The organism is Paenibacillus sp., assembly GCF_048976745.1.
GTDB lineage: Bacteria > Bacillota > Bacilli > Paenibacillales > Paenibacillaceae > Paenibacillus.
The window spans coordinates 334,574-361,490 of sequence record NZ_JBHGUU010000005.1; the positions used below are offsets into that span (position 1 = coordinate 334,574).

Here is a 26,917-nt window from a genome sequence, read left to right on the forward strand (position 1 = left end):
CCCGGGGATAATAAGCTGTGCAAGATTACAACACTAGCGCTTTGGGTAACTACGGGATAAGAAGCTTTGGACAACCGACAATGAAAGGAAGTGTTATTCATGTCCGACAAACCAATTAGTAACGAAGAGAGCGACCGCTATTATGACCGTTATCAGAGGTCACGCGATATTCCGCCAGAGACGGAAGTCCCGGAAGGCGATATGGATACCTTTGATGAAGTTTCTGGAAGACGGATTGTAACAGAGGATTCAGATCTGTCACCCGTAGCCGCAACCGCTGTAGACGAGCCTGAATTGGATTCACGTTTGGCTGAGACTCCGCTGGAATCTGTACCGGATGCAGACCTTCTGCAACCAAACAGCCCAGTTGATCCTGCTGCCCCCGATCCGGATGCACTGCATGGTACCGATCTGCTCAATGGTGCTGGTGCGGATGCCAAACCAGAGAACGACATTCCACTACGACGTTAACGGCTGTTATGACATCCTGAATGAGGAGGTGCATACACGATGAAGGAAGATCGCCAAAAGCATGTGCATGAACCGGATAATCTCGTAACCGAACGAGACATTGACCCGGACTTCGGACTGTTCACTGAGGACTCCTTCCCCGAAGCGCTTGAGGATGAAGATCAACGTGATGCGGTGGAGCATGCCATTCCCAAAGAGAAGGTTTCTCGCAAGCCCTCTTCGGATGACTAACTTATATAGATCCGTAGTAGACTTAAAAAAAGATGACGTCTGTAATTTCACAGCGTCATCTTTTTCGTTATGTTCCTGTAAGTTCACTTTCTCTTTGCAATTCAGTATCACCGCTTTGCTGAAGCCTTACCTGCTCCAGGCAGTTTGTGATCCAATCCCGACCACTTTGCGACAATCGCAGTGATGATCAGTGCAAGTCCATTAATGATAAAAATCCAGCGTATCGGCAGCCAGCCACCGAGAACCCCACCAATGATCGGTCCCGCCATCGTCCCGAGCTGGGCAGCGGACTGATTCAGACTAAAGGCCCTTCCCCTAAAACTTGATGCGGTAGCCTGCACAATCATGGCGTTAATTGCCGGAAATACAGCCGCAAAGAATAAACCATACACAAATCGCAAAATGCCAAAAGCGATATAACCTGTTGTAAAGAACTGCAGAAGATTCCCTACAGCCCCACCGACCAGTCCAATGATCAACACTTTACCATATCCAATCCTTGAACCAATCTTGCCCCAACGGGGCGCCATAATGACTGTCGCTACTCCCACCGCTGAAAAAATAATACCCGAGCTGAGTGAGGCTCGATCCGGCTGAACGCCCATTTCCATCACATAGACCGTCAACAGCGGCTCCAGAATCATGACGGAGAACGTACATATGCCCATCATGCCAAGCACCGTCATAAACACACGATTCGCTCTCGCTTCACGAATGTCATCCATGACATGGGAACGAGCTTTATTCCGGTTGAAGTTCTCTTCTTTTACCCAGAAGGTTGCGATGATTGCTGAGACTAATACAACGACAGCCGAAAACAAAAATGCATTCCGGTTGCCATAATAGTGACTCACAACGCCACCAATTAACGGTCCAATAATACCACCAGTGGCTCCTGCAGTAGACATAATACCCAGTGCATAACCGGTCTTCTCTTCAGGTGTATTCGTGCCTACCAGGGCAATCGCTGCTGGAACAAACCCTGCGAGCAGCCCCTGAAACAATCGAACAACAATGAGTGAATAGGGGTCCTGCACGAAATAATTGATGAAATACAAGACGGCAAGGCTGTATCCTGACCGGATGAGCATGGGTTTTCTCCCGTATTTATCAGCCAGTGATCCCCAGAACGGAGACACGAGCGCACTCGCGAGAAACGTAATGCCGAAGGCCAGTCCTGACCATAACTCCAGGTGATCACGAACCCCCAAGTCAGCACTTAGAAACAAGGGCAGAAATGGAATCGAGATCGAATACGCCGTGCTGCAAAAAAATACACCAATCCACAATATGACCAGATTTCGCTTCCACGAGAAGTCCATATACCCGCACGCCCTTTCCGTTACTGACGTCGGGACTGCCGTGTATTGGAGCGGACGGAACAGACCCGTACGTCCCCGATGCGGAAGCATTTTCCTTATTTTACACCCATCATTCCATGAAGGCCATCCCTTGTTCACCATAACCACACGTATTACATTGCCATTCTGTCCACAAAAACGGTATGATAGTTGGGTAAATATCCAAATATGATTTGGAGAAAATATATGATGCAGAGATGCAAGGAGGAACGTTTTCATGTCTTTACGGTGGAAAAAAACAACCGCAATATCGCTCGTTCTTGCGATGCTGCTTATCGTCATTAGTGGTTGCGGGCGCCCTGCGTCCAGTGCCGAGCAAACGCCGGTTCCAGCCGCACCTGAAGGTCCGAACCCCGTGGCTACCATTGAAATGGCCGATGGACAGAAGATTGTCATTGAGCTCTATCCCGAGATTGCGCCCAATACGGTTTATAATTTCATCTCCCTTGCGAATAAAGGGTTCTATGACGGCCTGATCTTTCACCGGGTCATTCCGGGCTTCATGATTCAGGGTGGTGATCCAGAGGGCAACGGCTCAGGTGGGCCAGGTTATACGATCAAAGGGGAGTTCACATCCAACGGTCACAAAAACCACCTGAATCATACACGGGGAATCATATCGATGGCACGTAAGTCGGATAATCTTGATTCCGCAGGCTCCCAATTCTTCATCATGTTAGCAGATGCGGATTATTTGGATAATGCATATGCTACTTTTGGTAAAGTGACCGAAGGTATGGACGTTGTTGATGGTATCGCTGCTCAGGAAATCGGGGAAGGTGACAAACCCGTTACGGATCAAGTCATGAAAAAAGTCACGGTAGATACCCATGGTCTGGAATATCCAGAACCGGTAAAAATGCCTTAATGAACGCTAAACAAAAAGCTCTGTCCTGTGCGAAAACGCAAGGCAGAGCTTTATTTATTGGTTTTAATGATAGCGGTTACATGTATGACTTTATAAAAAATGACCTCTCCCGGCATCATCCTCAATACATCCATCCCATCAAACGTAACCAGCCGATAATCGCAATCCATAACGGGCAGCTAAAGGCAACGCCCCATGCAAGCCCTTTCAGTAAACCACGGTTTACTTCCACGAACAACGACTCCTTTCTCCAGGGAATAGTCGCAGTATCGGTAATAGTATATGATTTTATACCCGATTTCATTCGTCACGCAACCCTCGTTTTCCTGCTTTTGTTCCGCAGATTCATGGAATGCATCACGGGAACCTGATATACTATGACTACTGTACGATAAATGGAACCTGATTCATGTTGGAAAGGAGATTTTCCTATGGCAAAATCCAAAAAACGTCCCCCTGCTCCCAAAGCAGCAGTAACACAGGATAAACCCACAACACTGAAAGATCTACTGAGCAGTGATGTGCTGGAGAAACTGAAAGCTCAGGCGGATGAGGCAAAGGCTGCCGAGGCGGCACTTAAAGAGCAGGAACGTCAGCAAGCAGAAGAAGCTCGCCAAGCGGAGCAGAAGCGCCGGGATAACGACTTCGAATATTTGCTCAATAACAGCGCTATGGATTGGAAGAAACATAAGTAAACCAGGGCATGGCCTGAGGGTGTCTCCTACCTTCCACATGCCAATATCATATTACAAGCAGCCAGATCATGAAGCTGAGCTGCTACAGAACAGGGCCACCTTGTGGTCCTGTTCTTTTTGATATAGACACATATGATTCACCAGTCCTGAGCCGGGTATGTAGAAGTAGAGCGTACAACGATAATCTAACCCATACGGAGGGATCAGAGATGACTGAACAACGTTTGGAAGGCAAAGTCGCGATTGTAACTGGAGGTGGATCGGGAATTGGTCAGGCTACCGCTATTCGTTTCGCCGAGCATGGAGCCAAAGTGTACATGCTGGATCGTACACCCGAAACTGCCGAGGAGACAAAACAAACGATTGAAAAGGCTGGCGGAGAAGCGTATGTGATCGAATGTGATATCTCCAAACCGGATCATGTGCAAAAAGCGATTAATCAGGCTGCGGCTGAAGCGGGTAAACTGGATATCATATTTGCCAATGCCGGTATTAACGGAACGATGGCTCCGATTGAAACGATGGAAATCGAGGACTGGGATCAGACGATGGAGATCAATATGCGTGGAACCTTCGCAACCGTCAAATATGCCATCCCCCATCTGAAAGAACATGGTGGAAGCATCATCATCACCAGTTCCATCAACGGTAACCGGGTCTTCTCAGGAATCGGATTCTCTGCATACGCTTCCAGTAAAGCGGGACAAACTGCGTTTACAAAGATGGCTGCACTGGAGCTGGCTCGTTATAAGATCCGTGTAAACGCCGTCTGTCCGGGAGCCATTGATACCAACATCGATGATAACACCTACCCGTCCGATGATCTAAAAGAAGTACAGATACCTGTTGAATTCCCTGAGGGTCACGAACATCCGCTCAAGGGTGAACCTGGAACGTCAAAACAAGTGGCGAACCTGGTCCTGTTCCTCGCTTCCGATGAAGCCTCTCATGTTACAGGAACACGAATCTACGTGGATGGTGCGGAATCTCTGCTCCGCGGATAAACATATAAATATAAGTTGACCCATTCAGGTACAACGCCCAATATCCCGCAAGCGATCTGATCCGGTCAGATTACTGCGGGATATCTTAGTATAAGAAGTTTATAATCCTGTGCAATGGCAATGCCAAGGATTATCGCTATAACGCTGAACTTTTACCTTTTTTCACACGATGGTTCAACCAATCCGGAATGGCAAAGAGCAATACGTACATCAGCGAGAACAAAACTAACGCAAGTATCTCTTCCCCAAGAATATACATGGGATACGGACCTAGCATATCAAGCACCGAGGGTGTATTTGGTTTATATCTCAAAAACATGTAATTCGCGTCCAGCAAAATATCTACAACATATACGATTAGTGCTGCCACATTCACAAATATCATGGAACCTGCTACAGATCTCCAGCTAGGTCGCAGCTGTTCCACCCAGGTCATGTAGAGCAAAGCCAAAATGATACAGGCATGAGCGACGAAAAATTGAATGAATCGAAAATGTGCATAACCATAACCCAGATTGGGAGTCAGGATCGCCATTAGAGCACCAGCAATTCCTGCAAATAATAGTGCAGAATGTAACAGTCGACTGCGTGTCAGTAGTAACAACGCCGATAATAGCAGAGACAGACTGCATAATTCGAGTGGTAGTGACGTCTGCACGCTCCATATGTCTCCGTACACATACCAGAGTTGCAGCACGATTTCGCAGGCAAACATGATACAGGCCAGAACAATCCGCAGTATGCGGCGGGCCCTCTCTGACCATGACCGAAGATGGTGTCGAAGCAAAAACATCATTACGATCAATGCTGCAATTACGCTAATCGAAACGATATGTGAAGTGGAGAACAGGATAAACGGCTCTGCGTCATAAGGGTCCAGCCATGGTGGATACGCCATGCATCTCTTCTCTCCTTTGCGATCATCTCACCTACATAATCTCTCTTTAATGTTAACTTTTTCATTTTGTCATTGAATGAAAGAGCTGTCCAGTTGGAATTCTAAATAAGCATTGTAATTTAAATATCTTTATGTTAAGATAAATCCAGAACCAAAACAAACGAAAAGTTAGTAACTTTCTTAATCGGAATTCATCTTAAATACACTCAAAATTTGTTCAACTGAACTTTTACACGATAACGGAGAAGACAGAAATAACCTGAAGAAGCGAAGTGTTCGCCTTTATCCCCGGATTTCCCCTTTATAAAAGGAATTAAAAAAATCTGGGGATAACAGCGATCGGAAGGTTGTTCTGTCATCGTAGTATCAGTGTAAATCATCCTTAGTTGAACGTATAACCTAATTAGGAGGAATTATTATGCAAATCAAAGGACTTCACCACGTATCCGCTCTAACAGCACATGCCGATCAGAACTATCGTTTCTACACCAATATCATGGGTCTGCGCCTGATTAAAAAAACGGTCAACCAGGATGACGTGTCCGTTTACCATCTCTTCTATGGCGATGAGAAAGGTAATCCCGGAACAGAGCTTACCTTCTTCGAGATTCCGATGGCCGGACAGACTCGTGAAGGTGTGAACAGCATCTCGGCAACGTCACTGCGTGTTCCAAATGATGCGGCACTTACGTACTGGCAGCAACGTTTTGACGAATTCGAAGTCCCACATGGAGAGATTGTTGAACGGGGTGGTCGTGCCACGCTCTCGTTCACAGATTTTGAAGGACAACGTCTGATTCTGGTCTCGGATGAAAACAATACAGGTGTTGCTGGTGGTAAACCATGGGATCAGAGCCCTGTGCCTGCTGAGTATGGCATTGTAGGTCTTGGCCCCATCCATCTTACAGTAAAAGATGCTTCCCTTACCGCTCCGGTTCTTACCGAACTGCTTGGTTTCAGAGCGAAAGGAAGTTACCCAGCCTTTACTCCTGGTCAGCCTGATGTACTCGTTTATGAATCCGGTGAAGGTGGCAGTGGCTCTGAGGTGCATGTTGAGGAACGGAATGACCTTGCCCAAGAACGTCCTGGTCGTGGCAGCGTACACCATGTGGCATTCCGCGTGGATAATGAGGAAGAACTGAAACAATGGGTGGAACGGGTTCATAACTTCCAATTCCCCAATTCCGGTTTTGTAGATCGTTTCTACTTCCGCTCCCTGTATTTCCGTGAAGCAAACGGTATTCTGTTCGAGCTTGCCACCGATGGTCCGGGATTTGATACAGACGAAGAAATGGAGCATCTGGGCGAATCGCTTGCCTTGCCTCCATTCCTTGAAGGTCGCCGCGCCGAGATTGAAGCGAATCTGAAACCACTGGATACCGTCATTCGTTAATCGCGCTTAAGCTGTACAATCCGGCTTGAATCGAAAATAAAAACGATGTTCACCAGGCAACTCTGAATACCGGATACGGTTCAGGGATTGCCTAGTGAATCATCGTTTTTTATGTTTATACTTGCCTTGCCACGTCTGTAAGGTGGCAAACTTGCAGATTGTGTTTTACTTCGTCAGATACGATGTGGTAAGAGGCACAAACAGAGCCGAACCCGGATCTTCAGATACAATCTCAACATAGACAGCGTCCGTACCTTTAACATCCACATCCAGACTCATCATACCGCTTTCTGGAGTGATATTGAACTTTTTGAGTGTCGCGAGATCCTGATCATAGATATGAATCTCCTGATTTCCTGTTAGCGCGGCAAGTTCCAAGTGCAGAGAAGAATACTTTTTACCCGTATTAATCTGGATATCATCCCCCTGTTTCGTAGGATCATTATGCAGATAAACATCCTTGTAATCCTTGCCTTTATATGTGGTATCCTTAGGATCTTTGGTGTGCCAAGCAGTAGATCCCATTACGGATGTTCCAAGTGCACTCAGCGTTACTTTTCCGTTGGTTACGGGCGCAGATCCATTCGTTCCACCAATCAGGACGGATGAAGTTGCACTGTCATACGTGATCTCTGTCCCAAGCAATGATCCCACAGCACGCACAGGCAAATAAGTTGTTCCGTTGTAAGTGATAGGCAACACCGTTTTACCATTGGCATCTTTGGCTGTCACCGTGGCACCATCCATTTTTAGCGTAATCTTGCTGTTTAGATAGGCTTTAATCTGCTCCAACCCTGTTGCTGCAAGCGCACCAGTACCGATCCCAAGCGTTAATGTGCCTACCATCAGACCCAGTACAACCTTCTTCTTCATCAAAATCCCTCCTGAACGTTAAAATGATTTGTCCTTTATACATTTAAACGACTAAAGTGATAATGTCAATTGTTTACTGCATTTTTAGTACATAATTCCTATCTGCAGGCAGCACAAAACGAGGCTGTAAGTCCTGATTTTTTTCAGCCTCGTCCTATTCCCTGCTGCCCGTCACGGCAGAAAGGTACATATTCTTTGCACATATGTCTATACAACGCTATCAATCAAAAGATTCGTAATATTCTTCTTCATACACTTCCATGCTGTACTTCAAATCTACAGCCTTCCACTCGCCATCTTGATACGCATAAGCAAATGTCAGATCACCAGCATATAAAGCTGCACCGTAAGCTCCTGCTGCCGATACGACGAGTTGGCCATTTTCCACGCTGTAATAGGTTACTCCACCGAATTTCAACTCTTTGTTATATACGCCACCATTCGTATCTTCCTCAATCCGTAAAGGTTCTGCTTGAACGCCATCAACAACGACATCCACATCCACACGGTCTGCGCTAACCGTAACTTTAGATTTCACATGCTGTTTTGCAATCTCATCCAGAGATTGCATCTTCATCTCTTCAAGCGTTACCCGATTAATAATAAGTGCTTGTCCCAAATATATGCCTGTTCCATGACCTTCTGTGTACAAAACAACGATCTCTTTCTGCCCGTCGCCATTCAGATCCAGCTCGTGCACTTCGGGTTTGTAAGACCCGCCTTCTCCCTGCCAATCCCTAAATTCTCGTGTCTTGCCGTCCACTTCCAAAATCATGCCGTTGTATATATATCCCGAACCCTCAACTTTCATAGGGTATAATCTGACGTTCTCATTCTCTGGAGCTACCGAAACGTATTCCTCTTTCACGGGAATGGATTCCTCTTTCACGGGAATGGATTCCTGTGTTGTCTTTGCTGCGTCATGCAGTTTATCTATATTGGAAGCCTCGACCTCTGCGGTCTGGCTGGATTGATCATCTATATTAAGCTGTTTTTGCGATTCATTCATGGTTCTGGCAGCCGATGTTGTGCTTATCGTAGCCACCGCCAAAATAATCATCAGCAGGATACCTGTCCAAGTTTTCAATATACTGGGCTCCTTTATCTGTTGTGATAATCCTATTATATCTTCATTTATCGCCCGCAAGTTGCGAATTTGTTAATCTTTCATAAAATAATCTTTACAAATTTTCATTTCCACGAAAGAACGTTCGGCTTTAACCAGAATAAGCAAATTCTCACACCAAAATGGTTCTCAAAAAACAAAAAAAATCCCGAACACAGCTTAGGGCTGCATCCGGAATGCTTTGGTTTTGTCCAATAACCGATCGGTTAATTGTCTCAGTTCTTCAGCCGAGGATGAAATCTCCTCCATGATGGCTGTCTCTTCGTGTGCGGCATCCATGATCCGTCTCGCCTCATCCGAGAACGATCCGGCTTTCCCCTGAATCTTCTTCACATGACCATGGGTTTGTTCCACACGTCCAGTCTGTTCTGCAATCTTGGAACCGATATCATGCGCACCCTTCATAAATACTTCCACCGTGCCTGTCAGTTCATGCAACGTCTGATCCACAGAGATGGTCCGCTCCGATTCATTAACCACGAGACCATGCTGCTCATGAGACAGTTGTGCCGTCTCCCTGATCCGCTCTTGCACACGACTAATCAGTTCATTAATACGATGCACCGATTCCTTACTCTCGTCTGCCAGCTTACGAATCTGCTGCGCCACGACTGCAAAACCAGATCCTTCTTCGCCAGCTCGTGCAGCCTCAATGGAAGCATTCAAGGCAAGTAACCCTGTTTCCTCAGCAATATTTTTGACAGACTGGGTAATTACCTCGATATCAGAAGCTTCCTTCTCCAATAACAGCATAATGTCGCGGGAACGATTGTGCGAATCGGCCAGCTCGTCCATCCCTTTCATCAGCGAGGAGAATGTCTGTTTGGTATGATCCACCGATCGTTCCATCTGACCGGACATCTCTGTCATGTCCATGGACTGGCTATGCATACGCTGGAAATCGTTCAGCATCTCATCCGCAGTGATCAGAGATTGATGGGAAGTAACCTTCTGCTCTTCTACGCCTACCGCAATATGATCCACCGCATCCGACATCATCTCGATCTGTTCGGCAGCTTGGGTAATCGCTTCACTCAGAGACTGTGCGTTCTGTGAAGTCGTTCTTGTACTGTCTGCAATATCATTTACAATACTTCGAAGGTTAGAAACCATTGCGCGAAAAGCATCATATAATACTGTAAGTTCATCTTGCGTGCGTCGCTGCGGAATTTCGGTTGTCAGATCACCCGCTGAAACCTGTTGTGCAGCCCGGGACAGGTGGACGATTGGACGAGTCAGCCAGCGTGAGGCAAACCACCCAAGTATCCCGTTCCAACATACCCCCATGATCAGGATAATCGATATGTAAACCCAATTCGGAATGTCCAACGTAATCCAGTCTTTGACAAAAAATATAAAAAAGCCGCTAGTTCCGTAGGTAATAATCGAAATCAGTACCAGACCTGCGACAGTCTTTGCTCCTAAAGTCCATTTCATCTGCACACCCCGTAGTCCTTTTTTCCTATTTTACCAATCATGTACCAAATTTCATGTGATATACATCACTGAAACCGTTCTATTTCCCCCATACTTGCCGTTCATGCATGACTTCTCTACCATAAAGCGCATAATGTATAAGACAAGCTTAGCCGCCCCTCCCTTTTCTTAAAAATTGAATAATATTCCATTTAATATTCCTAATTTTATTTATTATCGGCACAAGGGGCCAAATGATTTAGATTGGCATCCATTTTGCTTAAATGATATACTGAGTGCGCTTCGGCATTGCCGGAGCTGACCTATTTATTGGATGCCACTGGAGGCGAACGAAATGTCTACTATGTCCACAAGGACGGAGAAAGATTTTATCGGTGAAAAAGAAATTCCGGCTTATGCCTATTACGGCATTCAGACGGTGCGGGCCGTGGAGAACTTCCCGATTACCGGCGTTCCGGTACACCGGGAGCTGATCACAGCTCTGGCTGCGGTGAAAAAAGCAGCGGCAATTACAAATATGGAACTGAAGATGCTCCCAAGCAAAATCGGCGAAGTGATTGTCATGGCAGCTGAAGAAATGATGAAAGGCCATCATCTGGATCATTTTATTGTAGACTCCATTCAGGGCGGTGCAGGCACCTCCATGAATATGAATATGAACGAAATTTTGGCCAACCGCGGACTGGAACTGTTAACCAAAAGCAAGGGAGACTACTTCCACTGCAATCCGAACAACCATGTTAACATGTCCCAGTCCACCAATGACGTGGTACCTACAGCACTGCGTATTGCGGCATATCAACTGTCCGAGACGTTACTCGCTACCATGAAGAGACTGCAGGAAGCGTTCCATAAAAAAGAAGAAGAGTTCAACGATGTGGTCAAAGTAGGCCGTACCCATCTTCAGGATGCCGTGCCTATTCGCCTTGGACAAGAATTCGGAGCTTATGCCCGTGTCATCGGCAGGGATATCGAGCGTCTGGAATTCGCCAATCGCCGATTGCTTACCATTAACATGGGTGCAACCGCGGTAGGTACTGGACTTAATGCCAAACCCGAATATATCGTCAAGGTTACGGAGCACCTGTCTGATGTTACCGGATTACCCCTACAAACCGCTGAGGATCTCGTGGATGCAACGCAGAACACGGATGCCTATCTGGAACTTTCAGCGGCGCTGAAGGTATGTGCGGTCAGCCTGTCCAAAATCTGTAATGATATTCGCATGATGGCTTCAGGTCCGCGTGCAGGATTCAATGAACTTCGCCTGCCACCACGTCAGCCAGGTTCGTCCATTATGCCAGGCAAAGTCAACCCGGTTATGGCGGAAGTCATTAACCAGGTATCCTTCCAGGTGATGGGGAACGACCATACGATCTGTATGGCGTGTGAAGCCGGTCAATTCGAGCTGAATGTCATGGGCCCAGTTATTGCGTTCAACTTGCTGCAATCGCTGAAAATTATGAATAACGGCATCGATGTGTTCACACGTTATGCAGTGGAAGAGATGGAAGCTAACCGTGAACGATGCGAATTAATCATGAAACAAAGTTTCAGTGTGGTTACGGCGTTAAACCCGCACTTAGGTTATAATGTAGCGGCTTCCATCGTGAAGGAAGCGCTCAAGACCGGACTTTCCTTGCAGGAAATTATCCTGGAACGCGGACTGCTGACACCGGAAGAACTGGAAGAGATCCTTCATCCAGAGCAGATGACCACGCCCGGAATTGCCGGAGAACACTTCCTGCGTAATATGGAACGCTTGTAGGAACTCAGGAAATCTAAGGCAGGAACCTAAACACCAATAATGTAACAAGAACCCCCGCAGACCGTTCATCCGGTTCGCGGGGGTTCTTATATTCAGAGATGAGGTGATAAGACACCAGCTATGCGATTAAACCCACCGTTTACGCTCAAGGGAAGGCAGAATCTGAAGTTCCTCCCTGTACTTGGCAACCGTTCTGCGAGAGATGACAATTCCCTCCTCGGCAAGCAGTGTGGTCAAGTGACTATCCGAGTAAGGCCGCTGCGTTTGTTCGGTGCGAATGATTTCTTTTAATCTTCGTTTCACCGCTGATGCTGATGTTTTATCCCCTGACGTTGTACTGATTCCCGAGGCAAAAAATGCCCTGAGTTCATATACACCATATGGCGTGTGAATGTATTTACCGCTGACGGCACGACTTATCGTTGATTCATGCATGCCAATCTTCTCTGCAATAACAGCCAGATTAAGCGGTTTGAGCGCAGATGGGCCATTGACCAAAAAGCACTTCTGCTCTTCCATCACGGCCGCCAGCACACGCACTAAAGTCCTGCGCCGCAGGTGTACACTTCGAATGATAGCCCTTGCCTCTGCCACGCGGGTAGCCCAGATTTCGTCAGGCGCCTCTTCCCTGATCCAGCGGATGCACACTTCATTCATCGATACTTGAGGGTTACCTGCCACATGCAGGCTAAAATGGGCCTCACCGTTACGCAACCCAACAATGGCATCCGGAATAATGTAATGTGGTCGTTCCGTACATCCAATGGATCGGCAGGGCTTGGGGTCGAGACGTGTAATATAGTCATAGGCAACCTGAGCTTCCCGTGAAGTTATGCCTAATCGACTCCCTGTTCTACCTGGGTGAAAAGGAACCAGTGCTTCCAACCCTGCTTCCACCATCCGCTCCGCATGCAGCGCAGCCGATGAATCACGTTTAATCTGGAGCAACAGACATTCCTGCAGATTCCGCGCCCCTACACCAGCAGGGTCCAGCGATTGGAGAAGCTCCAGTCCTGCAGCAATCTTGCTCATCGGAAGCTGAAGTGCTGCTTGCACCTCTGTCAGTTCCACCGTCAGATAACCATCATCATTGACACATCCTGCCAAATACACTGCCATATTTTCCAATTCATATGGAAGTGTCATCACTCGAATTTGCGCAATTAGCAATTGTTCCAATGTAGGTTCTGCACCTTTCACCTGAAGCAGCGGATCGTAGGAATCATACCTGCGCTGATCCATTCGCCGCGGCATCCGGGCGAGGGGCGCAGCTTGTTCTTCCAGCTCAAGAACTGGATTTTCCTCCGCTGCATCCAGCAAGTAACGGGTCAGATCCTGGCCAGACATGGTTAGCAAATGAAAGGATTGTTTCATCTCCGGCGTGATGGACAGCCGAATACGTTGTTCCTGTACCAACTGAACACCTAACATCCGTTTCCCTCCTTATGCCTTGTGGCAATAAGCATCTGTGTTTCTTATACGAACAAAAGGATTTGCAGGGATAATAGCATACTATTCAAGCGAATGTAAGAAGTTTTTAGTCGGATCATGTGTTGTTGTCTTAGTATTTCTCCGATACCAGCTTTGCCTGTGTAAACAGCAGCAGATAGTCTCTTCCACCTGCCTTGGAATCCGTGCCTGACATGTTAAATCCGCCAAATGGATGCGTGCCTACCAGTGCTCCGGTACATTTCCGGTTGAAATACAGATTACCCGCAAAGTACTCGCGTCTTGCCTGTTCCAGATGTTCACGATTACGTGAGATTACCGCGCCTGTCAGACCATAGTCGGTATTATTGGCGATATCCAATGCATCCTGGAAGGACTCTGCTTTGATGAAAGCAAGCACGGGACCAAAAATCTCATCTTGCGCAATCCGGGCTTTGGGGTCCACATCGGCAATAATGGTTGGTTCAATGAAATAACCCTCAACGTTCCCTGTACCGCCACCATGCACTAGACGCCCTTCACCCTTGCCGATTTCAATATATTCCGTGATCTTTGCATATGCCTTGTCATCGATAACCGGTCCGACTTGACTGCCCACTTCAAGCGGACTGCCCATCGTCAGCCTCTGTGTCCGTTCAATCACCTTTTGCAATACTTCATCATATACATCCTTATGAATAATGGCACGGGAACACGCTGAACATTTCTGTCCGGAGAAACCAAATGCCGAAGCCGTAATGGACTCTGCCGCAAGTTCCAGATCACTGTCACTGTCTACTACGATGGAATCCTTACCTCCCATCTCTGCAATAACCCGTTTGATCCACTTCTGACCCGGAGCTGTTCGTGCTGCACGTTCATTAATTCGCAGTCCTACATCCCTTGAACCGGTGAAGCTGATAAAACGGGTAAGCGCATGATCCACGAGATAATCGCCCACTTCACTGCCTGGTCCTGGTAAAAAATTCACAACGCCATCCGGCAGGCCAACTTCTGCGAGCAGCTCCATAAACTTCGCGGCAATCACCGGAGTTGTGCTGGCGGGCTTTAATACCACGGTGTTGCCGGATACCAGTGCAGCAGAAGTCATGCCTGCCATAATCGCCAGCGGGAAGTTCCAAGGTGGAATGACAACACCCACGCCCAGCGGTATATAACTCAGCTCATTATCTTCCCCTGCAATCCGCACGAGGGGCTGCGGTTCACTCAGTCGCTGCATATCTCGTGCATAAAATTCCATAAAATCAATGGCTTCCGCTGTATCCGCATCGGCTTCAGGCCAAGTCTTGCCGGCTTCATAGACCATCCATGCGGAGAACTCATGCTTGCGACGGCGCATAATGGCAGCTGCTTTATATAGATAACGAGCCCGTTCATTCGGGTCCGTATGTTTCCATGTGTGGAATGTCTCCTCAGCTGTCTGAATGGCCTTTTCGGCCAATTCCTGATCTGCCTGATGGATCGTTCCAACAACTTGATTCTTGGCTGCGGGGTTCACGGACGTTAACGTGCGGCTGCTTGTTATTTTTTGCCCACCAATAATAATCGGGTACTCCTGCCCAAGTTGAGCTTCTACCTGACGAAGTGCGTCTTCAAATGCTTCCTGGTTTGCCTGGACCGCAAAGGGTGTGAATGGTTCGTTAACAAAAGGGATATTCATCAATGATTCCTCCTTCAGGATGTAGGGTTCGCTGGCTGCTCGCCTGAATTATTTTGCATGTGACTCATCACCAAATATATGTAGCAAAATCCGTGCCAACTCCGGTTGAGATTAAAATATTTTTCGCTAAAAAATAAAAAACATTGAATCTTGCTGGTTCTGGCACGTTTCTTGCTTGAATTAAGTTTGCACAATGCTGAAGGAGGAAACGACAATGAGTGTGGGAACGGAAATATATCGCAAAACCTTATTGACCGTGGCAGGCAACAAAGCTGTAGAGAACCTGTCCATCAAATATGGTAAGAAGCTTGCAGGCAAGTTTATTGCAGGAAACACCTTGGAAGAAGCTCTCGAAGAGATCCGCATACTCAATAATAAAGGCATTATGGCAACGCTCGATCATCTGGGCGAAGGCATCACCCGCCTGAGCGAAGCGGCATTATACCGGGATGAGTATGTACGACTGGTAGAAGGCATTGCACGCGAAGGAGCAGACTCCAACGTCTCGCTGAAACCAACCCAGATGGGCCTCGCACTGGACCCGGAAGAGGGCTATCGAAATATCCGTACCGTTGCCGCACAAGCCAAATTGCATGATCTATTTGTCCGAATTGATATGGAGGATAGTCCATTTACGCAAGCGACGCTGGATATCGTTCGAAGACTGCACTCGGAAGGACTGCATAATACAGGCACCGTATTGCAAGCCTACCTGCATCGCACCGAAGAAGATACACGTGATATGATTCGGGAAGGTATCCGACTTCGTCTGGTTAAAGGTGCTTACAAAGAACCCGGATCAGTCGCCTATCAGAATGCTTCCGAAGTCATTCATCAATTCAAAACGATGATTCGTAATCACCTCGATCAGGGTGTATACACCGCGGTTGCCTCGCACGACGATCATATCATTAACTGGACCAAACAATACGCCAAGGATCGGGGAATTGCTCCGGATGCCTTTGAATTTCAGATGTTATATGGTCTTCGCATGAGCGAACAGGAACGTCTTGCCAAAGAAGGCTATCGTATTCGCTGTTACGTACCTTATGGAACCATGTGGTATCCATACTACACCCGCCGTTTGGCCGAAAAACCGGCTAATCTCTGGATGGTCGTTAAAAATATGTTTAGATAGTTATTGTCCAGCTGGAACAATATATATATATGAAAAAAGACAAAAGAAAACCATGTTGCCTCTTTCTTTCTGGGCACATGGTTTTTTCTGTACGAACACTTTACGAGAGCATCCAACTTTACGAATGGTCTAAACAAAAGTTGACAACTATATAGTTAGGCACCATACTATATGTATGGACAATCAAAACAAATCAACAACTGATATGTATCTCATCCCTTCGTTAGTACAAACGAAGCGTCAGGTTGATCGCTATCAATTAGACGTGGATGCACAAGCCGTGCTTGTCGCATCCAGACTGATGGTAGCAGGAGCCAAACTTGGGCATGCTGCGGAAATCCATTTCTCCAGATTCGGTTTATCGACAGGTCGATATCGTCTGTTGGCAGATCTTGAAGATCACGAAGGGGAAGAACTGCCCTCCCAACTGGCGGAAAATTTGGGTGTAACCCGTGCTACCGTAACTGGCCTAATCGAGATTTTAGAACGCGACGGACTGGTTGCTCGTCGGACGAGTTCCGTTGATGGTCGTCAGAAGTCAGTCATTTTGACCGCCAAAGGTGCAAAGAAGCTAACGGATATGGCTGCAGAACATTTTGCCAGACTGGAAGCGATGGTCGGATTACTTACGATCGAGGAAAGGAGTGTGTTTCTCAACCTGCTGGGGCGTGTAACACAAGGTATTCCAGCACTTACAGATGAGTCACGCGACTTCTCAGAACCAAAATCCTAGGAGCATAACCAAGAAAGAAAAACCGGGCTAGTTCAACTAGCCCATTTTCACCCCTATATAGTTAGGCTCCTAATTATATAGGGGTGAAAGCAAATCAGTGATTTCAATACAAAAAAGGAGTAGTGATATGGTTAACCTTAATGACCCCATTCATTCCGAGGAAGCTCATCCAAACCGAGCCGCTAATCCTCCCCAAAAACCTTTTGTGCTGTGGCGTGAATTAATCCCGGCCTACTTGTCTCCTGCCATCATGGCAAGCATCGGGGGAATCGTTACCGCTGATAAAGTCCTTCAGTTGCGAGCTATAACAACGATTGGAGGGGCATCTCTGCTGATGGCTCTATGGGCCGGACTCTGGCTTCGTAACCGTGAGAACGGCACACGGTGGGTGGCGAAAGCACCCCGGTTCATTGTCGTGGGCTGCTTGGCACTTGCAGGCGCAGGGTTTGGCTTTGTGGCGGCGTGGGGGATTTCTAATGTATTGCAGATCGTAAACCCGAGTTCTTCATGGGCTTGGTTGGATCATATTGGGTTCGATTTTCCATTGTCCGGTGCAATAGCTTGTACGATCATGACATGGCGCTGGCGAGCTTACATTACCAAATAAACAAGTTCATTATAAGGAGAGATTGAAACATGATTACTATTATTGGAGCAACAGGCATGATTGGAAATGCACTTTTGAGACGTTTGATGGAAAGAGGTATTCCCGTTCGGGCAGTAAGTAGAAAGCCGGATAAGCTTCGTCAACAAATGGCGGACTTGGCGTTGTCCGGGATTGAAATCTGCGCTGCCGATGCAAATGATTCCGAATCGATGCGCAGAGCTTTGGCGGGTACCAGTCAACTATTTCTAGCGTTATCCAACACCCCTACACAAGTGGAGCTAGAGACATCCATTATTCAGATGGCTGTGCAAGAGGGAGTGAAACATGTCGTCAAAATATCCAGCCCAGCATATGACGAACGTTCACCAGTAGCTGTAGCAGGCTGGCATGAACAAATCGAGCAAGCTCTAGTGAAATCCGGGATGACATATACGATGCTGCGGCCCTATGCTTTTATGCAAAATCTGCTCCGACTTGCACCAACCATTACAACCCGAGATGTATTCTTCGGCTGCATTGGAGATTCCCCATGCAACTTCATCGATTGCCGAGACATCGCAGATATTGCCACAGAAGTGCTGACTAGAGACAAACCAGTGAACCGCATCTATACGCTTACCGGTTCCGAAGCATTCACTTATGCACAGATTGCAGATAAAATGTCCACCCTGTTCAATCGACCGATCGGATTCCTCAACCTCAAACCCGAGGAGCTTCGAACGGATCTGATCGAACATGGACAGATGCCTCCTTGGCTTGCAGACCACGTTGTGGAAATTCAGACGATGTCTACCGTTGTGCCAGAGTATCCGACGGATACGGTTCAGCGCTTGCTTGGCAGAGCACCGCGCTCACTTGATGCATTCCTGAGGGAACATCGAGATGCATTTAAACCAAGGCTGTAACAGAGTTATACAATAACGAAAGGGACTCTCTCGCTCCAAGCGCTAATGACCCCACCGCATATTAAAGCGATAAACAAAAATGCAAAGTCTAACGAACTTCAGCGTTCTAGAGGATGGTTATGAGATCTACAGGAATCATATCCGGTAATAATGTTTTTAATCATCTTCATCAATCATCGTTTAATTTAAATGTCTATTTTTCTGGACACCCATTTATAATTCAAAAATTAACCACTTAATTGTTGAATTAGGATAGAGGCATTTGCATTGATCTGTGTTCCGCCTGCCAGGGTCTGCAGATCAACTGCCGATGCACTGGAATGATTCCGTAATGTCAGTACATCACTTGATGCAGCATTAATAATGACCATTCCTGGATTGGGTTGGGTACCCGCACCGCTCCCATAGACACTCCCCCACACAGGGGCTCCGTTTTGATAAAGGGTGAATTGGTTCGCCTGTACACCTGCAACGATGAAAAATACCGCGTAGTCTCCAGCATTTCCCTGAAATATTATTCTCAATGGGTCCAGTTGATAGAATCGCCACCAAACAAAATTAACCACTATTTCCGATTGTCTTATGTTTGATTCATGTCAAAAAATCTATACACACTTCACTTTGAAAGCTATAATATGGATAACTATCTCACTCAAATATTTCCATTTACTCAGATCATAAAGAATTCCTTGTAACAGGTACAGTTCTGAAAGTTATGCCCAAACTGAGGTGATATCAATGAAACATTTACTTCCAGAATTAATGTCTTTATTACGTACGGATATGGATATTCTGGATAGAGACCTCCCCACACTTACCATTCCGTCCTCAACATCGTTGGTAGATGCCTTCTGCTTATTCGACACATCTTCTTATTTATTCATTCAGGATGATGGCCCTCTATTGGGATATATTGTCGTATCCGATGTTTTGCATGCCATGATGCATGCGCATCGCCTAATAGAAGCTTATTTTGAGACCACACTGGAGACAGCGGGTTCAGCTCTGACATTAATTAATGAAGACGCCAAGGTGGCGTACTGGACAACTGGCGCGGAGCATGTTTTTTCGATCAGCAAAAAAGACATCATCGGACAACCCGCAGCGGACTTTTTTCCTCCAGATCGGCTACAGTCTCTCAAGACGTTGTATACCGGCGAAACGGTCTATCGCAAACAGCATCAACCACGGCCCGACCTGTTCGCCCTGATTAACGCTCGTCCTGTCCAACTGGATGGACATATTGTGGGTGCAGTTGCTGCCGAAGTGGATATAACAACTGAGATCCGATTACACCAGGAACTCTTACATATGACTTCCAAAGTCCAGCATCTGGAGAAAGCTGTTGCTCGGCTACAGCCCGAAGTGGATCCATTTGCCAAAATCAAGGGCAGCAGCCCGGTCATCAAGCAGTGCATGGAGACCATTCGCAAGATCAGTACCACCTCAGCAACCGTACTTATTCTCGGGGAGAGCGGTACAGGCAAGGAGTTATTTGCCAAAGCCATTCATGATCTTCGTGAATTGCAGACTGCACCGTTCATCGGTATTAACTGTGGGGCAATCCCTGCTTCATTGTTTGAAAGTGAGTTATTCGGTTACGAAAAAGGTGCGTTCTCCGGCGCGGATCCCAAAGGCAAAAAGGGCAAGATTGAGCTTGCCGAAGGGGGTACTCTTTTTCTGGATGAGATCGGTGAGATGCCATTGGAATTACAAGTGAAACTGCTGCGGGTGTTGCAGGAGAAGAGTTACTTTCCTGTGGGGGGAACGCGCATGAAACAGGCCAACTGCCGGATTATCGCTGCGACCAATCAGAATCTATTAAGTATGATTGCCCGCAATCAATTCCGGGAAGATCTCTACTATCGGCTGAATGTCATTAACCTTGTCATCCCTCCTTTGCGCATGCGCAAGGAAGATATATATGAATTAACCCAGACGTTCCTTCAAGAATTCTCATTGCTCTATAACCGTCATATTGAGTTGGTTCCACCTGAAGTGTTCAAGTTACTGTTCCAGTATGACTGGCCAGGCAATGTACGTGAATTACGAAATGTGATAGAACGTCTGACCATTCTGACGACAGATGGTGAGGTGAAGCCGGAATACCTGCCTGATACCCTTGCCTCCCTCATCATGCAAGAACAGTCCGAAGTTCAACTGACAGGGATTCATGCACATGCCAACAGCGAAGATAACCCACGTCAGGACGAATTAGATCATTCAGATGATTCCGAACTTGTCTCCAACGTTACCTACCAGCAAAAATTGGATACTTATGAGGCACAACTTCTAATTCAATATCTGAAAGCAGCAGGTGGCAACAAACGAACACTCGCCAAACAACTCGGTATCTCCAGGGCAACGCTCTATAATCGCATGAAGAGGCTTGGTCTATGACCAGCCTCTTCTTGTCGTTATGATCGGTATGATGAACGAATAGCCCCTTACAAAATCCGCGCCAAGCGAGTCAGCGCTGTTCTGAGATGGCGATAGAATGTCGCCCTACTCATGGAACACGTCTGGGCTGCGGCAGTTGGATTGCCAGCATGCGTCCAGTAGGCCGCGTATAACAGCATCTGATCCTGTGGAGACAGGCCATGGACTCTGCCTTCCAGCAAATCCATGACATATAGTTGTAACTGGATTCCATCCCTTACTCCTGTAACCCTGCCAACATACTCTTGCAATTCTCCCGGAGAACGAAGGTATCCTAACATCTTACGAACATCCTGTTCCGTCCAGACTACATCATCCACTTCCGTTGTTTCCGGCTGTATACGATTCTCTTTTGATTCCGGATCAAGCAGAGACATGACCCACTCTCCGAATTGTCCATTACGCAAATCCAAATCAAGTACGTCCGCCTGATCCTCAAATCTGTCGCAGACACGGGTGCGGGTTCTACGCATCCGGAATCCAATACTTTGCAAAAATAGTTTCAGGTGAGGATTCGTTGCAACGAGCATGGCTCGCGCACCATCACCCAGCAGAGACAACCGGTCCAGTGCCATGTATCCTACCAGTTCTTCTCGTGTATAACCAGGCACATCATCTCTTGCCGCAGCCAGCAAAGCAAAGTGTGTATCACTCTGATCCGGGTCACTTTCAAGCTCTTGTGGTGTGAAGCATTCATACATCTCATTTGGAAAATATTTTAGTAACAACTCACTACTATCCTTATGTACAAGGATTGTGATGAACATGGCAATTGTCTCCCCGAGCTTATCACGCATTAATACAATCCCTTCGGGATAACGGTGCGCCAGTTCATCCAGGAAAGGGCCATAGGGTGCGGCCTGCCATGGTTCCACACTGTACTCGCACCATTGCTGTAACAGGTTGTGCAGAACCGGCAGATCCGCGCTCCTCATCGTTTCGAGAGGTGAAAACAAGGAATCACGGGACACATCCGCGTACTTGCGGTATTGAAGCATGGATTCCTGACAAAGCAACAGCATCTTTTGGGCGATCTGGCGGCGCTCATGCGGCCCCGCCTGTTCATGCAGCGGTTTTAGCAACTTCACAATCTTGATACGCATGGTCTGCAACCGATGAGGCTCACGTTGGCGAAAGTCTCGTAGTAGATGTACCCTCGCCATATCATGCAGTGCAAGGCCATCCGGGCCGGAACGGATAAACGACATCTGTCTTAACATGTGATACTCTTCTTTTGTCACGGTCATATCCAGTACGGATGATAATAATTCCTGATTGGCTGTCTCAAGCAGTGTCAGTACCTCTACCATGGGATGCAGACGAGGTGTAGTAAGTTCCAATAATAATCGAGCACTAATCATATGAGACAGTTCAGCCCAATTGGACTGCGGAAGATTCCTCCTCTGATCTGCAGCTTCTACAGCAAGCGCCAGACCCAGCGGATGTCCATCGGTCATTCTCGTAATGGTACCTGCCATGCCCTGATTCAGAAATCCTGCCACCGTGATATATTCCGTAATCTCATCAACTGTGAAATGTTGAAGCCGCATCTGTATAAACCTCTGATGCAATCGGGGATGTGTCCGCCAGGTGGATGCCAATTCCGGACGTGATGCAAGAATGACAAGAATCCCTCTTAACGGAAGTTTGGATACAAAGACTTCCATGAACCAACTTTCTAACAGAGCCAGCTCTTCATAATTATCCACTGCCAGGACCATTCTCTTCTCGATTGATGGGTCTTTCAGCAGGCTCAATGGGCGCGGATATCCTTCACTATCCAGTGTCTCCAATCCTAATGTAGAGGACAAATAATCCATAAAAACGGAAGGTGTCCCCCCGCATGATCGGCCATCCATCCAGATTGCCGTCGCCCCTCGATCCCGCGAGACAGATAACATCTCTGAAAGCAAGGAAGATTTACCAATGCCTCCCATGCCCGTAATTGAGAATATAGTCAATGGGGCTTCCGGATGATTGAACCACCGCTCCAGTGTCGTCATTTCCTTGGTTCGACCAACAAAACGTTTGCCATCCTCAACATATTTGTCGTAAGCCTCACTACTGTTTCCCATATATGTCCTCCGTACTAGATACTGGTACTTTTAATGTACTTTATTTTCTCGCAAAATTGAGACTATATTGAGACGCGCAGTTGCATGTGAAGTGATAGAATCTTGTTAAAAGCCAATTTATCGGAAATTTTCAAAACAGCGGACATGGGAACGTTTAACACGGTATACGCAAACTCCTCCGTGCTACTTCTTGACATTATGGATCATTCCGCCGATCAAGCCACCATTACCATGTGCACGAGCATTTACTGATCTCGAATTCATGCTTCCCTTTCAACCCTACTAATAGTCCGATATTCCAGGAAAGGCGGATTTGTGTGAGAATAAACCTCGATATCTGTAATCTGAGCGGACAACTCGGAATCAATCCAAAACGACTTCATGAGTGGCTGCACCAAAGTGGCATTTCAACAACATCCAATGAAGCAGAACCGGAAGGACGCCCCGAACGATCATCATCCCTGTATCGACTGGCTGCTCCCTCTTCATTATCACTGGCACCCTCCTCCGGTCAAACAAAGCTTTATCGGGGCCGACGCTCCACTTCCAACCCGCAACGCCTGCCTGTTTCATTACAACATACCCGGCGGATTAGCAAAAACTGCTAGACTGTGCTCGAGGTAATGTAAGATCGATGCACAGTCTGTCTTACATCCCTTTCACCTCATCAAGAGGATTGCCACTGTCCATTCTCGATCATCGCGTGCGCCAGTAGCGCCATCTCCAGACAGATTCTTCTCCCTTGATTCATGTAATCTGGTCCCATCAGCTCTTCCAGCTTCTCCAGTCTGTTGTACAACGTTTGCCGATGAATAAATAACTGGGCGGCTGCATCCCGCTTGGAACCAAAGTTCTGCAAGTAAGCATCCAACGTCTCTACCAATCGCAGGTGATGCGTCTGGTCATGTTCAATCAACATACCCAGATGATCCTGGACAAAGGGTTGCAGGAAAGATTCAGGCAATGCCTTTAACATTTGATATATACCCATACGTTCGTAAAAGTGAACATGTTCCATCCGCTCTACCGACCTCGACACTTCGATCACCTGATAAGCCTCGTGAAGGCTCTCCGGCAGGCTGGTCAAACGGCTGCGTAACTTGCCAAATCCCACATGAATCATAACCTGCTTCAAATTACGACTGGCAAACCGTTTCACGTCCAGCGCGATTCCTTCCAGCAATCGTAACAGTTGATGACGTGCAGCAGCCGATACCGCTTCCTTCGCACAGCACAGATATACCTGGTTGTTCTTCAGCATAATCAGGCTAGGCAGATTGTTCTTCTTGAGCAGGGAACGAAGCAGGACAAGAACATCCTGATGATTCGCTTCCATTCGCTCGCGACCTGTACCCTTCAGACGATGCTCAATCTCTATGACCCCTCCTGCAAACCAGTACTGTCCCTTCACCAGCAAACGAAGCCCCATTCGAGTCTGAGCCTGTTCCTCCTGATGAATGTTGCCATTCATCAGATCCTGGATCAGTTCATTCTGATTGCGGACCATCTTCTCTTCAAGAAACTGGGAACGAAGTGTGAGTGTTGCCGCTGCCTTCGCTGTATAATCGAGCAACAGCTTGAGATATTCTACTGGTGCCGCAGGATGAACAATCATGCCTACCGCAGAAAATACCTGGCCGAAACAGACGACCGGATGACACAGCAGAGCCTTCTCTTCGTCCATGTGGAACCATAGCTCGGTATCTGAATCATTCAAATCCAGATGTTCTACCTCCTGCTCATACCAGGTATAGATGGCCTGTTCCATCTCCGGAGCCAATTCAGGCACAAAGCTGCCCGGTTCCATCGACGAAATGTACACCACCGGTTTGGCGGCGTACTCATGCATCAGGTTCAGTACAGCAGACATATCTGTACTCTGTAATGTTCGTTGCTGAAGCTGACGGGAGTAAGCTTCCAGGCTTTTCAGCAGCTGGTGTTGATGATTAATGAGCAGCGAGTGAATATCCTGGGTTATCTCGACAAAACGGACCGGTTGCTCAAATACGATCAGTGGAAACTGGTGTCTGTCCGCCAGTTCAATCAGTTCTTCCGGGATTCCGTATATGCTGGTACCAAACTCCACACATAATCCCGCTGCCTCACTGCCAATGAGCTGGAGCAGATACTCTTCACGCCCTTCTTCCGATTGAAGCCACAGTCCAGTGGATAAAATAAGATCATGGGGGCTTACAAATGGAGATACATTCGTAATCTCGAGCACATGAACCCAGCCAACCTGGCGGTTCACTCCATCCTTCCCTGCCGCTAGTCGTGCTCGGCCAAATACCGGACGTGCAAGGATATCTTTGATCGTAAACACGCGGTCATTTTGCAATGGCGATCCCTCTTCGTGTTATTTTTTCTTACATTATAATCCATGGACAAATGTCCTGAACAGTCTTTTTCGACAATATGTTGAGTTATATTTCTAAAAATTAGACATCAAGTAAGGTGCAAAACGAATATTCAAGTCATAAACTTGTAGTATAAGCTAACAACCAATAAATGGACGAGGTGCATGGTGATGAGAATCGGAATTCCCAAAGAAATCAAAAACAATGAGAATCGTGTAGCAATGACTCCGGCCGGGGCTGCTGATTTCATCAGAGCCGGTCACCAGGTGATGATTGAACAAGGCGCGGGGATCGGCAGTGGATTCACGGATCATGAATACCAAGCTGCGGGCGCAGAGATTCGAATGGATGCCAAGTCAGTATGGAACGAGGCCGATATGATCATCAAAGTGAAAGAACCGCTTGCCAGTGAATATGGATATTTTCGTCCGGGGCTGATTCTGTTCACCTACCTGCACCTCGCAGCGGAACCCGAGCTTGCCAAAGCGCTTATTGCAAGTCGGGTAACGGCCATTGCGTATGAGACGCTGGAGGTCAACAGTTCTCTACCCCTGCTAACACCTATGAGTGAAGTTGCAGGCCGCATGGCCTCCCAGATTGGAGCACAGTTATTGGAGAAGACGGAAGGTGGCAAGGGCATTCTGTTGTCCGGTGTACCCGGCGTTAGTCGGGGGAAAGTGGTCATTATTGGCGGCGGTACGGTGGGAACAAATGCTGCCAAAATTGCCATTGGCCTCGGAGCGGATGTAACTATCCTCGATCTGAATCTGAATCGTCTGCGCCAGTTGGATGATATCTTTGGCAATCAGATCCATACCCTCGTATCCAGCCCATCCAACATTGCAACAGCTGTTGGAGCGGCAGATCTGTTGATCTGTGCGGTGCTGATTCCGGGCGCCAAGGCGCCAACACTTGTCAGCGAGCAGGTGGTGAAGACGATGGCACCTGGTTCGGTCATTGTGGATGTGGCGATTGATCAGGGCGGGATTGTTGAGACCATTGATCATATCACAACCCACGATGAACCAACCTATGTGAAACACGGCGTCGTGCATTACGCGGTGGCGAACATGCCGGGCGCTGTGCCGCGTACGTCCACGGTGGCGCTGACCAACGCCACCATGCCTTATGCGCTGCAGCTGGCGAACCACGGTGCAGCCGCTGCGATTCGCGGCAGTTCGTCCATTCGCAGCGCGGTCAATGCGCTGAATGGACACATCACGTATGAGGCGGTTGCCCGGGATCTCGGGCATGCCTATGTTCCTGCGGGTCAGGCGCTGGAGAATACCGCCGCTGTCCAATAATCTGGATATGATCGTTCCACCCCGGCGCCTTGCCGCCAGGCCTGTGGAACGCAATAGAAGCGCAAGTCGGGCAGAGGATGTTCCCGGCTTGTGCTTCTTGATTTTTTTTCACATATAGGATAGCT

23 protein-coding genes and 1 pseudogene are annotated in these 26,917 nt (G+C 47.5%); 14 read left to right on the forward strand and 10 right to left on the reverse strand.

Annotated elements, in window-relative coordinates; translation table 11 throughout:
* Positions 1-99 precede the first annotated feature (99 nt).
* Positions 100-471 (forward strand): hypothetical protein, encoded by a 372-nt coding sequence (locus ACE3K2_RS05275; protein WP_421887574.1) that lies wholly within the window; start codon positions 100-102, stop codon positions 469-471.
* Positions 472-510: 39 nt separating this feature from the next.
* The gene (locus ACE3K2_RS05280) at positions 511-702 is read left to right on the forward strand and encodes a hypothetical protein (protein WP_421887577.1); all 192 of its coding nucleotides are present in this window, start codon (positions 511-513) and stop codon (positions 700-702) included.
* Between the two features lie 107 nt (positions 703-809).
* Here ACE3K2_RS05280 and ACE3K2_RS05285 read toward each other — a convergent pair whose 3' ends face one another.
* Positions 810-2,024 carry an MFS transporter gene (locus ACE3K2_RS05285; RefSeq protein ID WP_421888366.1) on the reverse strand — a complete coding sequence of 405 codons (1,215 nt, stop codon included), beginning with the start codon at positions 2,022-2,024 and terminating at the stop codon, positions 810-812.
* A gap of 256 nt (positions 2,025-2,280) precedes the next feature.
* Here ACE3K2_RS05285 and ACE3K2_RS05290 point away from each other — a divergent pair, with 256 nt between their 5' ends.
* The 3 genes from ACE3K2_RS05290 to ACE3K2_RS05300 all read left to right on the forward strand — a co-directional run bounded on the left by ACE3K2_RS05290 (position 2,281) and on the right by ACE3K2_RS05300 (position 4,630).
* Complete coding sequence (locus tag ACE3K2_RS05290; RefSeq protein WP_421887580.1) at positions 2,281-2,931, forward strand: peptidylprolyl isomerase; 651 nt, start codon at positions 2,281-2,283, stop codon at positions 2,929-2,931.
* Positions 2,932-3,362: 431 nt separating this feature from the next.
* Positions 3,363-3,626: a YqkE family protein gene (locus tag ACE3K2_RS05295; RefSeq protein WP_421887583.1), complete on the forward strand. Its 264-nt coding sequence runs from the start codon at positions 3,363-3,365 to the stop codon at positions 3,624-3,626.
* Between the two features lie 209 nt (positions 3,627-3,835).
* Entirely contained in the window at positions 3,836-4,630 is a 795-nt protein-coding gene (locus tag ACE3K2_RS05300; protein WP_421887585.1) for an SDR family oxidoreductase, read from the forward strand.
* Between the two features lie 136 nt (positions 4,631-4,766).
* Here the strand turns inward: ACE3K2_RS05300 and ACE3K2_RS05305 are convergent, their stop codons facing one another.
* On the reverse strand, positions 4,767-5,528 hold the full coding sequence (locus tag ACE3K2_RS05305; RefSeq protein ID WP_421887588.1) for a TIGR02206 family membrane protein: 762 nt from the start codon (positions 5,526-5,528) through the stop codon (positions 4,767-4,769).
* Between the two features lie 418 nt (positions 5,529-5,946).
* On the opposite strand from ACE3K2_RS05305, the gene ACE3K2_RS05310 reads away from it, so the two are divergent.
* Positions 5,947-6,921 (forward strand): ring-cleaving dioxygenase, encoded by a 975-nt coding sequence (locus ACE3K2_RS05310; protein WP_421887591.1) that lies wholly within the window; start codon positions 5,947-5,949, stop codon positions 6,919-6,921.
* Between the two features lie 165 nt (positions 6,922-7,086).
* On the opposite strand, the gene ACE3K2_RS05315 is transcribed toward ACE3K2_RS05310, so the two are convergent.
* From ACE3K2_RS05315 to ACE3K2_RS05325, 3 genes are all read right to left on the reverse strand, one after another.
* Entirely contained in the window at positions 7,087-7,794 is a 708-nt protein-coding gene (locus ACE3K2_RS05315) for a stalk domain-containing protein (protein ID WP_421887594.1), read from the reverse strand.
* A gap of 220 nt (positions 7,795-8,014) precedes the next feature.
* Complete coding sequence (locus tag ACE3K2_RS05320; RefSeq protein WP_421887598.1) at positions 8,015-8,881, reverse strand: hypothetical protein; 867 nt, start codon at positions 8,879-8,881, stop codon at positions 8,015-8,017.
* A 198-nt stretch (positions 8,882-9,079) separates the two neighbouring features.
* The gene (locus ACE3K2_RS05325; protein ID WP_421887601.1) at positions 9,080-10,357 is read right to left on the reverse strand and encodes a methyl-accepting chemotaxis protein; all 1,278 of its coding nucleotides are present in this window, start codon (positions 10,355-10,357) and stop codon (positions 9,080-9,082) included.
* A 334-nt stretch (positions 10,358-10,691) separates the two neighbouring features.
* Here ACE3K2_RS05325 and ACE3K2_RS05330 point away from each other — a divergent pair, with 334 nt between their 5' ends.
* Positions 10,692-12,125, forward strand: coding sequence for an aspartate ammonia-lyase (locus ACE3K2_RS05330; protein WP_421887604.1), 1,434 nt, complete (start codon positions 10,692-10,694; stop codon positions 12,123-12,125).
* A 126-nt stretch (positions 12,126-12,251) separates the two neighbouring features.
* Here ACE3K2_RS05330 and rpoN read toward each other — a convergent pair whose 3' ends face one another.
* The gene (rpoN, locus tag ACE3K2_RS05335) at positions 12,252-13,556 is read right to left on the reverse strand and encodes an RNA polymerase factor sigma-54 (RefSeq protein WP_421887607.1); all 1,305 of its coding nucleotides are present in this window, start codon (positions 13,554-13,556) and stop codon (positions 12,252-12,254) included.
* A gap of 130 nt (positions 13,557-13,686) precedes the next feature.
* On the reverse strand, positions 13,687-15,234 hold the full coding sequence (gene pruA / locus ACE3K2_RS05340; RefSeq protein ID WP_421887611.1) for an L-glutamate gamma-semialdehyde dehydrogenase: 1,548 nt from the start codon (positions 15,232-15,234) through the stop codon (positions 13,687-13,689).
* Between the two features lie 214 nt (positions 15,235-15,448).
* On the opposite strand from pruA, the gene ACE3K2_RS05345 reads away from it, so the two are divergent.
* The 4 genes from ACE3K2_RS05345 (at position 15,449) to ACE3K2_RS05360 (ending at position 18,617) form a co-directional block, all read left to right on the forward strand.
* Positions 15,449-16,372 carry a proline dehydrogenase family protein gene (locus ACE3K2_RS05345; protein WP_421887614.1) on the forward strand — a complete coding sequence of 308 codons (924 nt, stop codon included), beginning with the start codon at positions 15,449-15,451 and terminating at the stop codon, positions 16,370-16,372.
* A 175-nt stretch (positions 16,373-16,547) separates the two neighbouring features.
* Positions 16,548-17,105 carry a MarR family winged helix-turn-helix transcriptional regulator gene (locus ACE3K2_RS05350; protein ID WP_421887617.1) on the forward strand — a complete coding sequence of 186 codons (558 nt, stop codon included), beginning with the start codon at positions 16,548-16,550 and terminating at the stop codon, positions 17,103-17,105.
* Between the two features lie 127 nt (positions 17,106-17,232).
* Positions 17,233-17,712 (forward strand): hypothetical protein, encoded by a 480-nt coding sequence (locus ACE3K2_RS05355; protein WP_421887620.1) that lies wholly within the window; start codon positions 17,233-17,235, stop codon positions 17,710-17,712.
* Positions 17,713-17,741: 29 nt separating this feature from the next.
* Complete coding sequence (locus ACE3K2_RS05360) at positions 17,742-18,617, forward strand: SDR family oxidoreductase (protein ID WP_421887623.1); 876 nt, start codon at positions 17,742-17,744, stop codon at positions 18,615-18,617.
* 227 nt (positions 18,618-18,844) lie between these two features.
* On the opposite strand, the pseudogene ACE3K2_RS05365 reads toward ACE3K2_RS05360, so the two are convergent.
* Positions 18,845-19,120, reverse strand: a pseudogene (locus ACE3K2_RS05365) (collagen-like protein); the annotation flags it as partial.
* 235 nt (positions 19,121-19,355) lie between these two features.
* On the opposite strand from ACE3K2_RS05365, the gene ACE3K2_RS05370 reads away from it, so the two are divergent.
* Positions 19,356-21,017, forward strand: coding sequence for a sigma-54 interaction domain-containing protein (locus ACE3K2_RS05370; RefSeq protein WP_421887626.1), 1,662 nt, complete (start codon positions 19,356-19,358; stop codon positions 21,015-21,017).
* Positions 21,018-21,064: 47 nt separating this feature from the next.
* On the opposite strand, the gene ACE3K2_RS05375 is transcribed toward ACE3K2_RS05370, so the two are convergent.
* Positions 21,065-23,131, reverse strand: a complete 2,067-nt coding sequence (locus ACE3K2_RS05375) for a hypothetical protein (protein WP_421887629.1) — start codon at positions 23,129-23,131, stop codon at positions 21,065-21,067.
* A 317-nt stretch (positions 23,132-23,448) separates the two neighbouring features.
* Here ACE3K2_RS05375 and ACE3K2_RS05380 point away from each other — a divergent pair, with 317 nt between their 5' ends.
* A complete protein-coding gene (locus ACE3K2_RS05380) occupies positions 23,449-23,739 on the forward strand; it encodes a hypothetical protein (protein WP_421887632.1) in 291 nt (96 codons plus the stop codon).
* Positions 23,740-23,798: 59 nt separating this feature from the next.
* On the opposite strand, the gene ACE3K2_RS05385 is transcribed toward ACE3K2_RS05380, so the two are convergent.
* Complete coding sequence (locus tag ACE3K2_RS05385) at positions 23,799-25,469, reverse strand: PucR family transcriptional regulator (protein WP_421887635.1); 1,671 nt, start codon at positions 25,467-25,469, stop codon at positions 23,799-23,801.
* A 189-nt stretch (positions 25,470-25,658) separates the two neighbouring features.
* On the opposite strand from ACE3K2_RS05385, the gene ald reads away from it, so the two are divergent.
* Positions 25,659-26,792 carry an alanine dehydrogenase gene (gene ald, locus ACE3K2_RS05390; RefSeq protein ID WP_421887638.1) on the forward strand — a complete coding sequence of 378 codons (1,134 nt, stop codon included), beginning with the start codon at positions 25,659-25,661 and terminating at the stop codon, positions 26,790-26,792.
* The last annotated feature ends 125 nt before the right edge of the window (positions 26,793-26,917 follow it).

What these genes read in the sequence shown, in the direction of transcription:
- ACE3K2_RS05290 (WP_421887580.1), top strand. Translation starts at nt 2,281, where the DNA reads ATGTCTTTACGGTGGAAAAAAACAACCGCAATATCGCTCGTTCTTGCG.
- ACE3K2_RS05275 (WP_421887574.1), top strand. Translation starts at nt 100, where the DNA reads ATGTCCGACAAACCAATTAGTAACGAAGAGAGCGACCGCTATTATGAC.
- ACE3K2_RS05285 (WP_421888366.1), bottom strand. Translation starts at nt 2,024, where the DNA reads ATGGACTTCTCGTGGAAGCGAAATCTGGTCATATTGTGGATTGGTGTA.
- ACE3K2_RS05310 (WP_421887591.1), top strand. Translation starts at nt 5,947, where the DNA reads ATGCAAATCAAAGGACTTCACCACGTATCCGCTCTAACAGCACATGCC.
- ACE3K2_RS05345 (WP_421887614.1), top strand. Translation starts at nt 15,449, where the DNA reads ATGAGTGTGGGAACGGAAATATATCGCAAAACCTTATTGACCGTGGCA.
- rpoN (WP_421887607.1), bottom strand. Translation starts at nt 13,556, where the DNA reads ATGTTAGGTGTTCAGTTGGTACAGGAACAACGTATTCGGCTGTCCATC.
- ACE3K2_RS05360 (WP_421887623.1), top strand. Translation starts at nt 17,742, where the DNA reads ATGATTACTATTATTGGAGCAACAGGCATGATTGGAAATGCACTTTTG.
- ACE3K2_RS05375 (WP_421887629.1), bottom strand. Translation starts at nt 23,131, where the DNA reads ATGGGAAACAGTAGTGAGGCTTACGACAAATATGTTGAGGATGGCAAA.
- ACE3K2_RS05315 (WP_421887594.1), bottom strand. Translation starts at nt 7,794, where the DNA reads ATGAAGAAGAAGGTTGTACTGGGTCTGATGGTAGGCACATTAACGCTT.
- ald (WP_421887638.1), top strand. Translation starts at nt 25,659, where the DNA reads ATGAGAATCGGAATTCCCAAAGAAATCAAAAACAATGAGAATCGTGTA.
- ACE3K2_RS05295 (WP_421887583.1), top strand. Translation starts at nt 3,363, where the DNA reads ATGGCAAAATCCAAAAAACGTCCCCCTGCTCCCAAAGCAGCAGTAACA.
- pruA (WP_421887611.1), bottom strand. Translation starts at nt 15,234, where the DNA reads ATGAATATCCCTTTTGTTAACGAACCATTCACACCCTTTGCGGTCCAG.
- ACE3K2_RS05370 (WP_421887626.1), top strand. Translation starts at nt 19,356, where the DNA reads ATGAAACATTTACTTCCAGAATTAATGTCTTTATTACGTACGGATATG.
- ACE3K2_RS05305 (WP_421887588.1), bottom strand. Translation starts at nt 5,528, where the DNA reads ATGGCGTATCCACCATGGCTGGACCCTTATGACGCAGAGCCGTTTATC.
- ACE3K2_RS05350 (WP_421887617.1), top strand. Translation starts at nt 16,548, where the DNA reads ATGGACAATCAAAACAAATCAACAACTGATATGTATCTCATCCCTTCG.
- ACE3K2_RS05330 (WP_421887604.1), top strand. Translation starts at nt 10,692, where the DNA reads ATGTCTACTATGTCCACAAGGACGGAGAAAGATTTTATCGGTGAAAAA.
- ACE3K2_RS05280 (WP_421887577.1), top strand. Translation starts at nt 511, where the DNA reads ATGAAGGAAGATCGCCAAAAGCATGTGCATGAACCGGATAATCTCGTA.
- ACE3K2_RS05355 (WP_421887620.1), top strand. Translation starts at nt 17,233, where the DNA reads ATGGTTAACCTTAATGACCCCATTCATTCCGAGGAAGCTCATCCAAAC.
- ACE3K2_RS05300 (WP_421887585.1), top strand. Translation starts at nt 3,836, where the DNA reads ATGACTGAACAACGTTTGGAAGGCAAAGTCGCGATTGTAACTGGAGGT.
- ACE3K2_RS05325 (WP_421887601.1), bottom strand. Translation starts at nt 10,357, where the DNA reads ATGAAATGGACTTTAGGAGCAAAGACTGTCGCAGGTCTGGTACTGATT.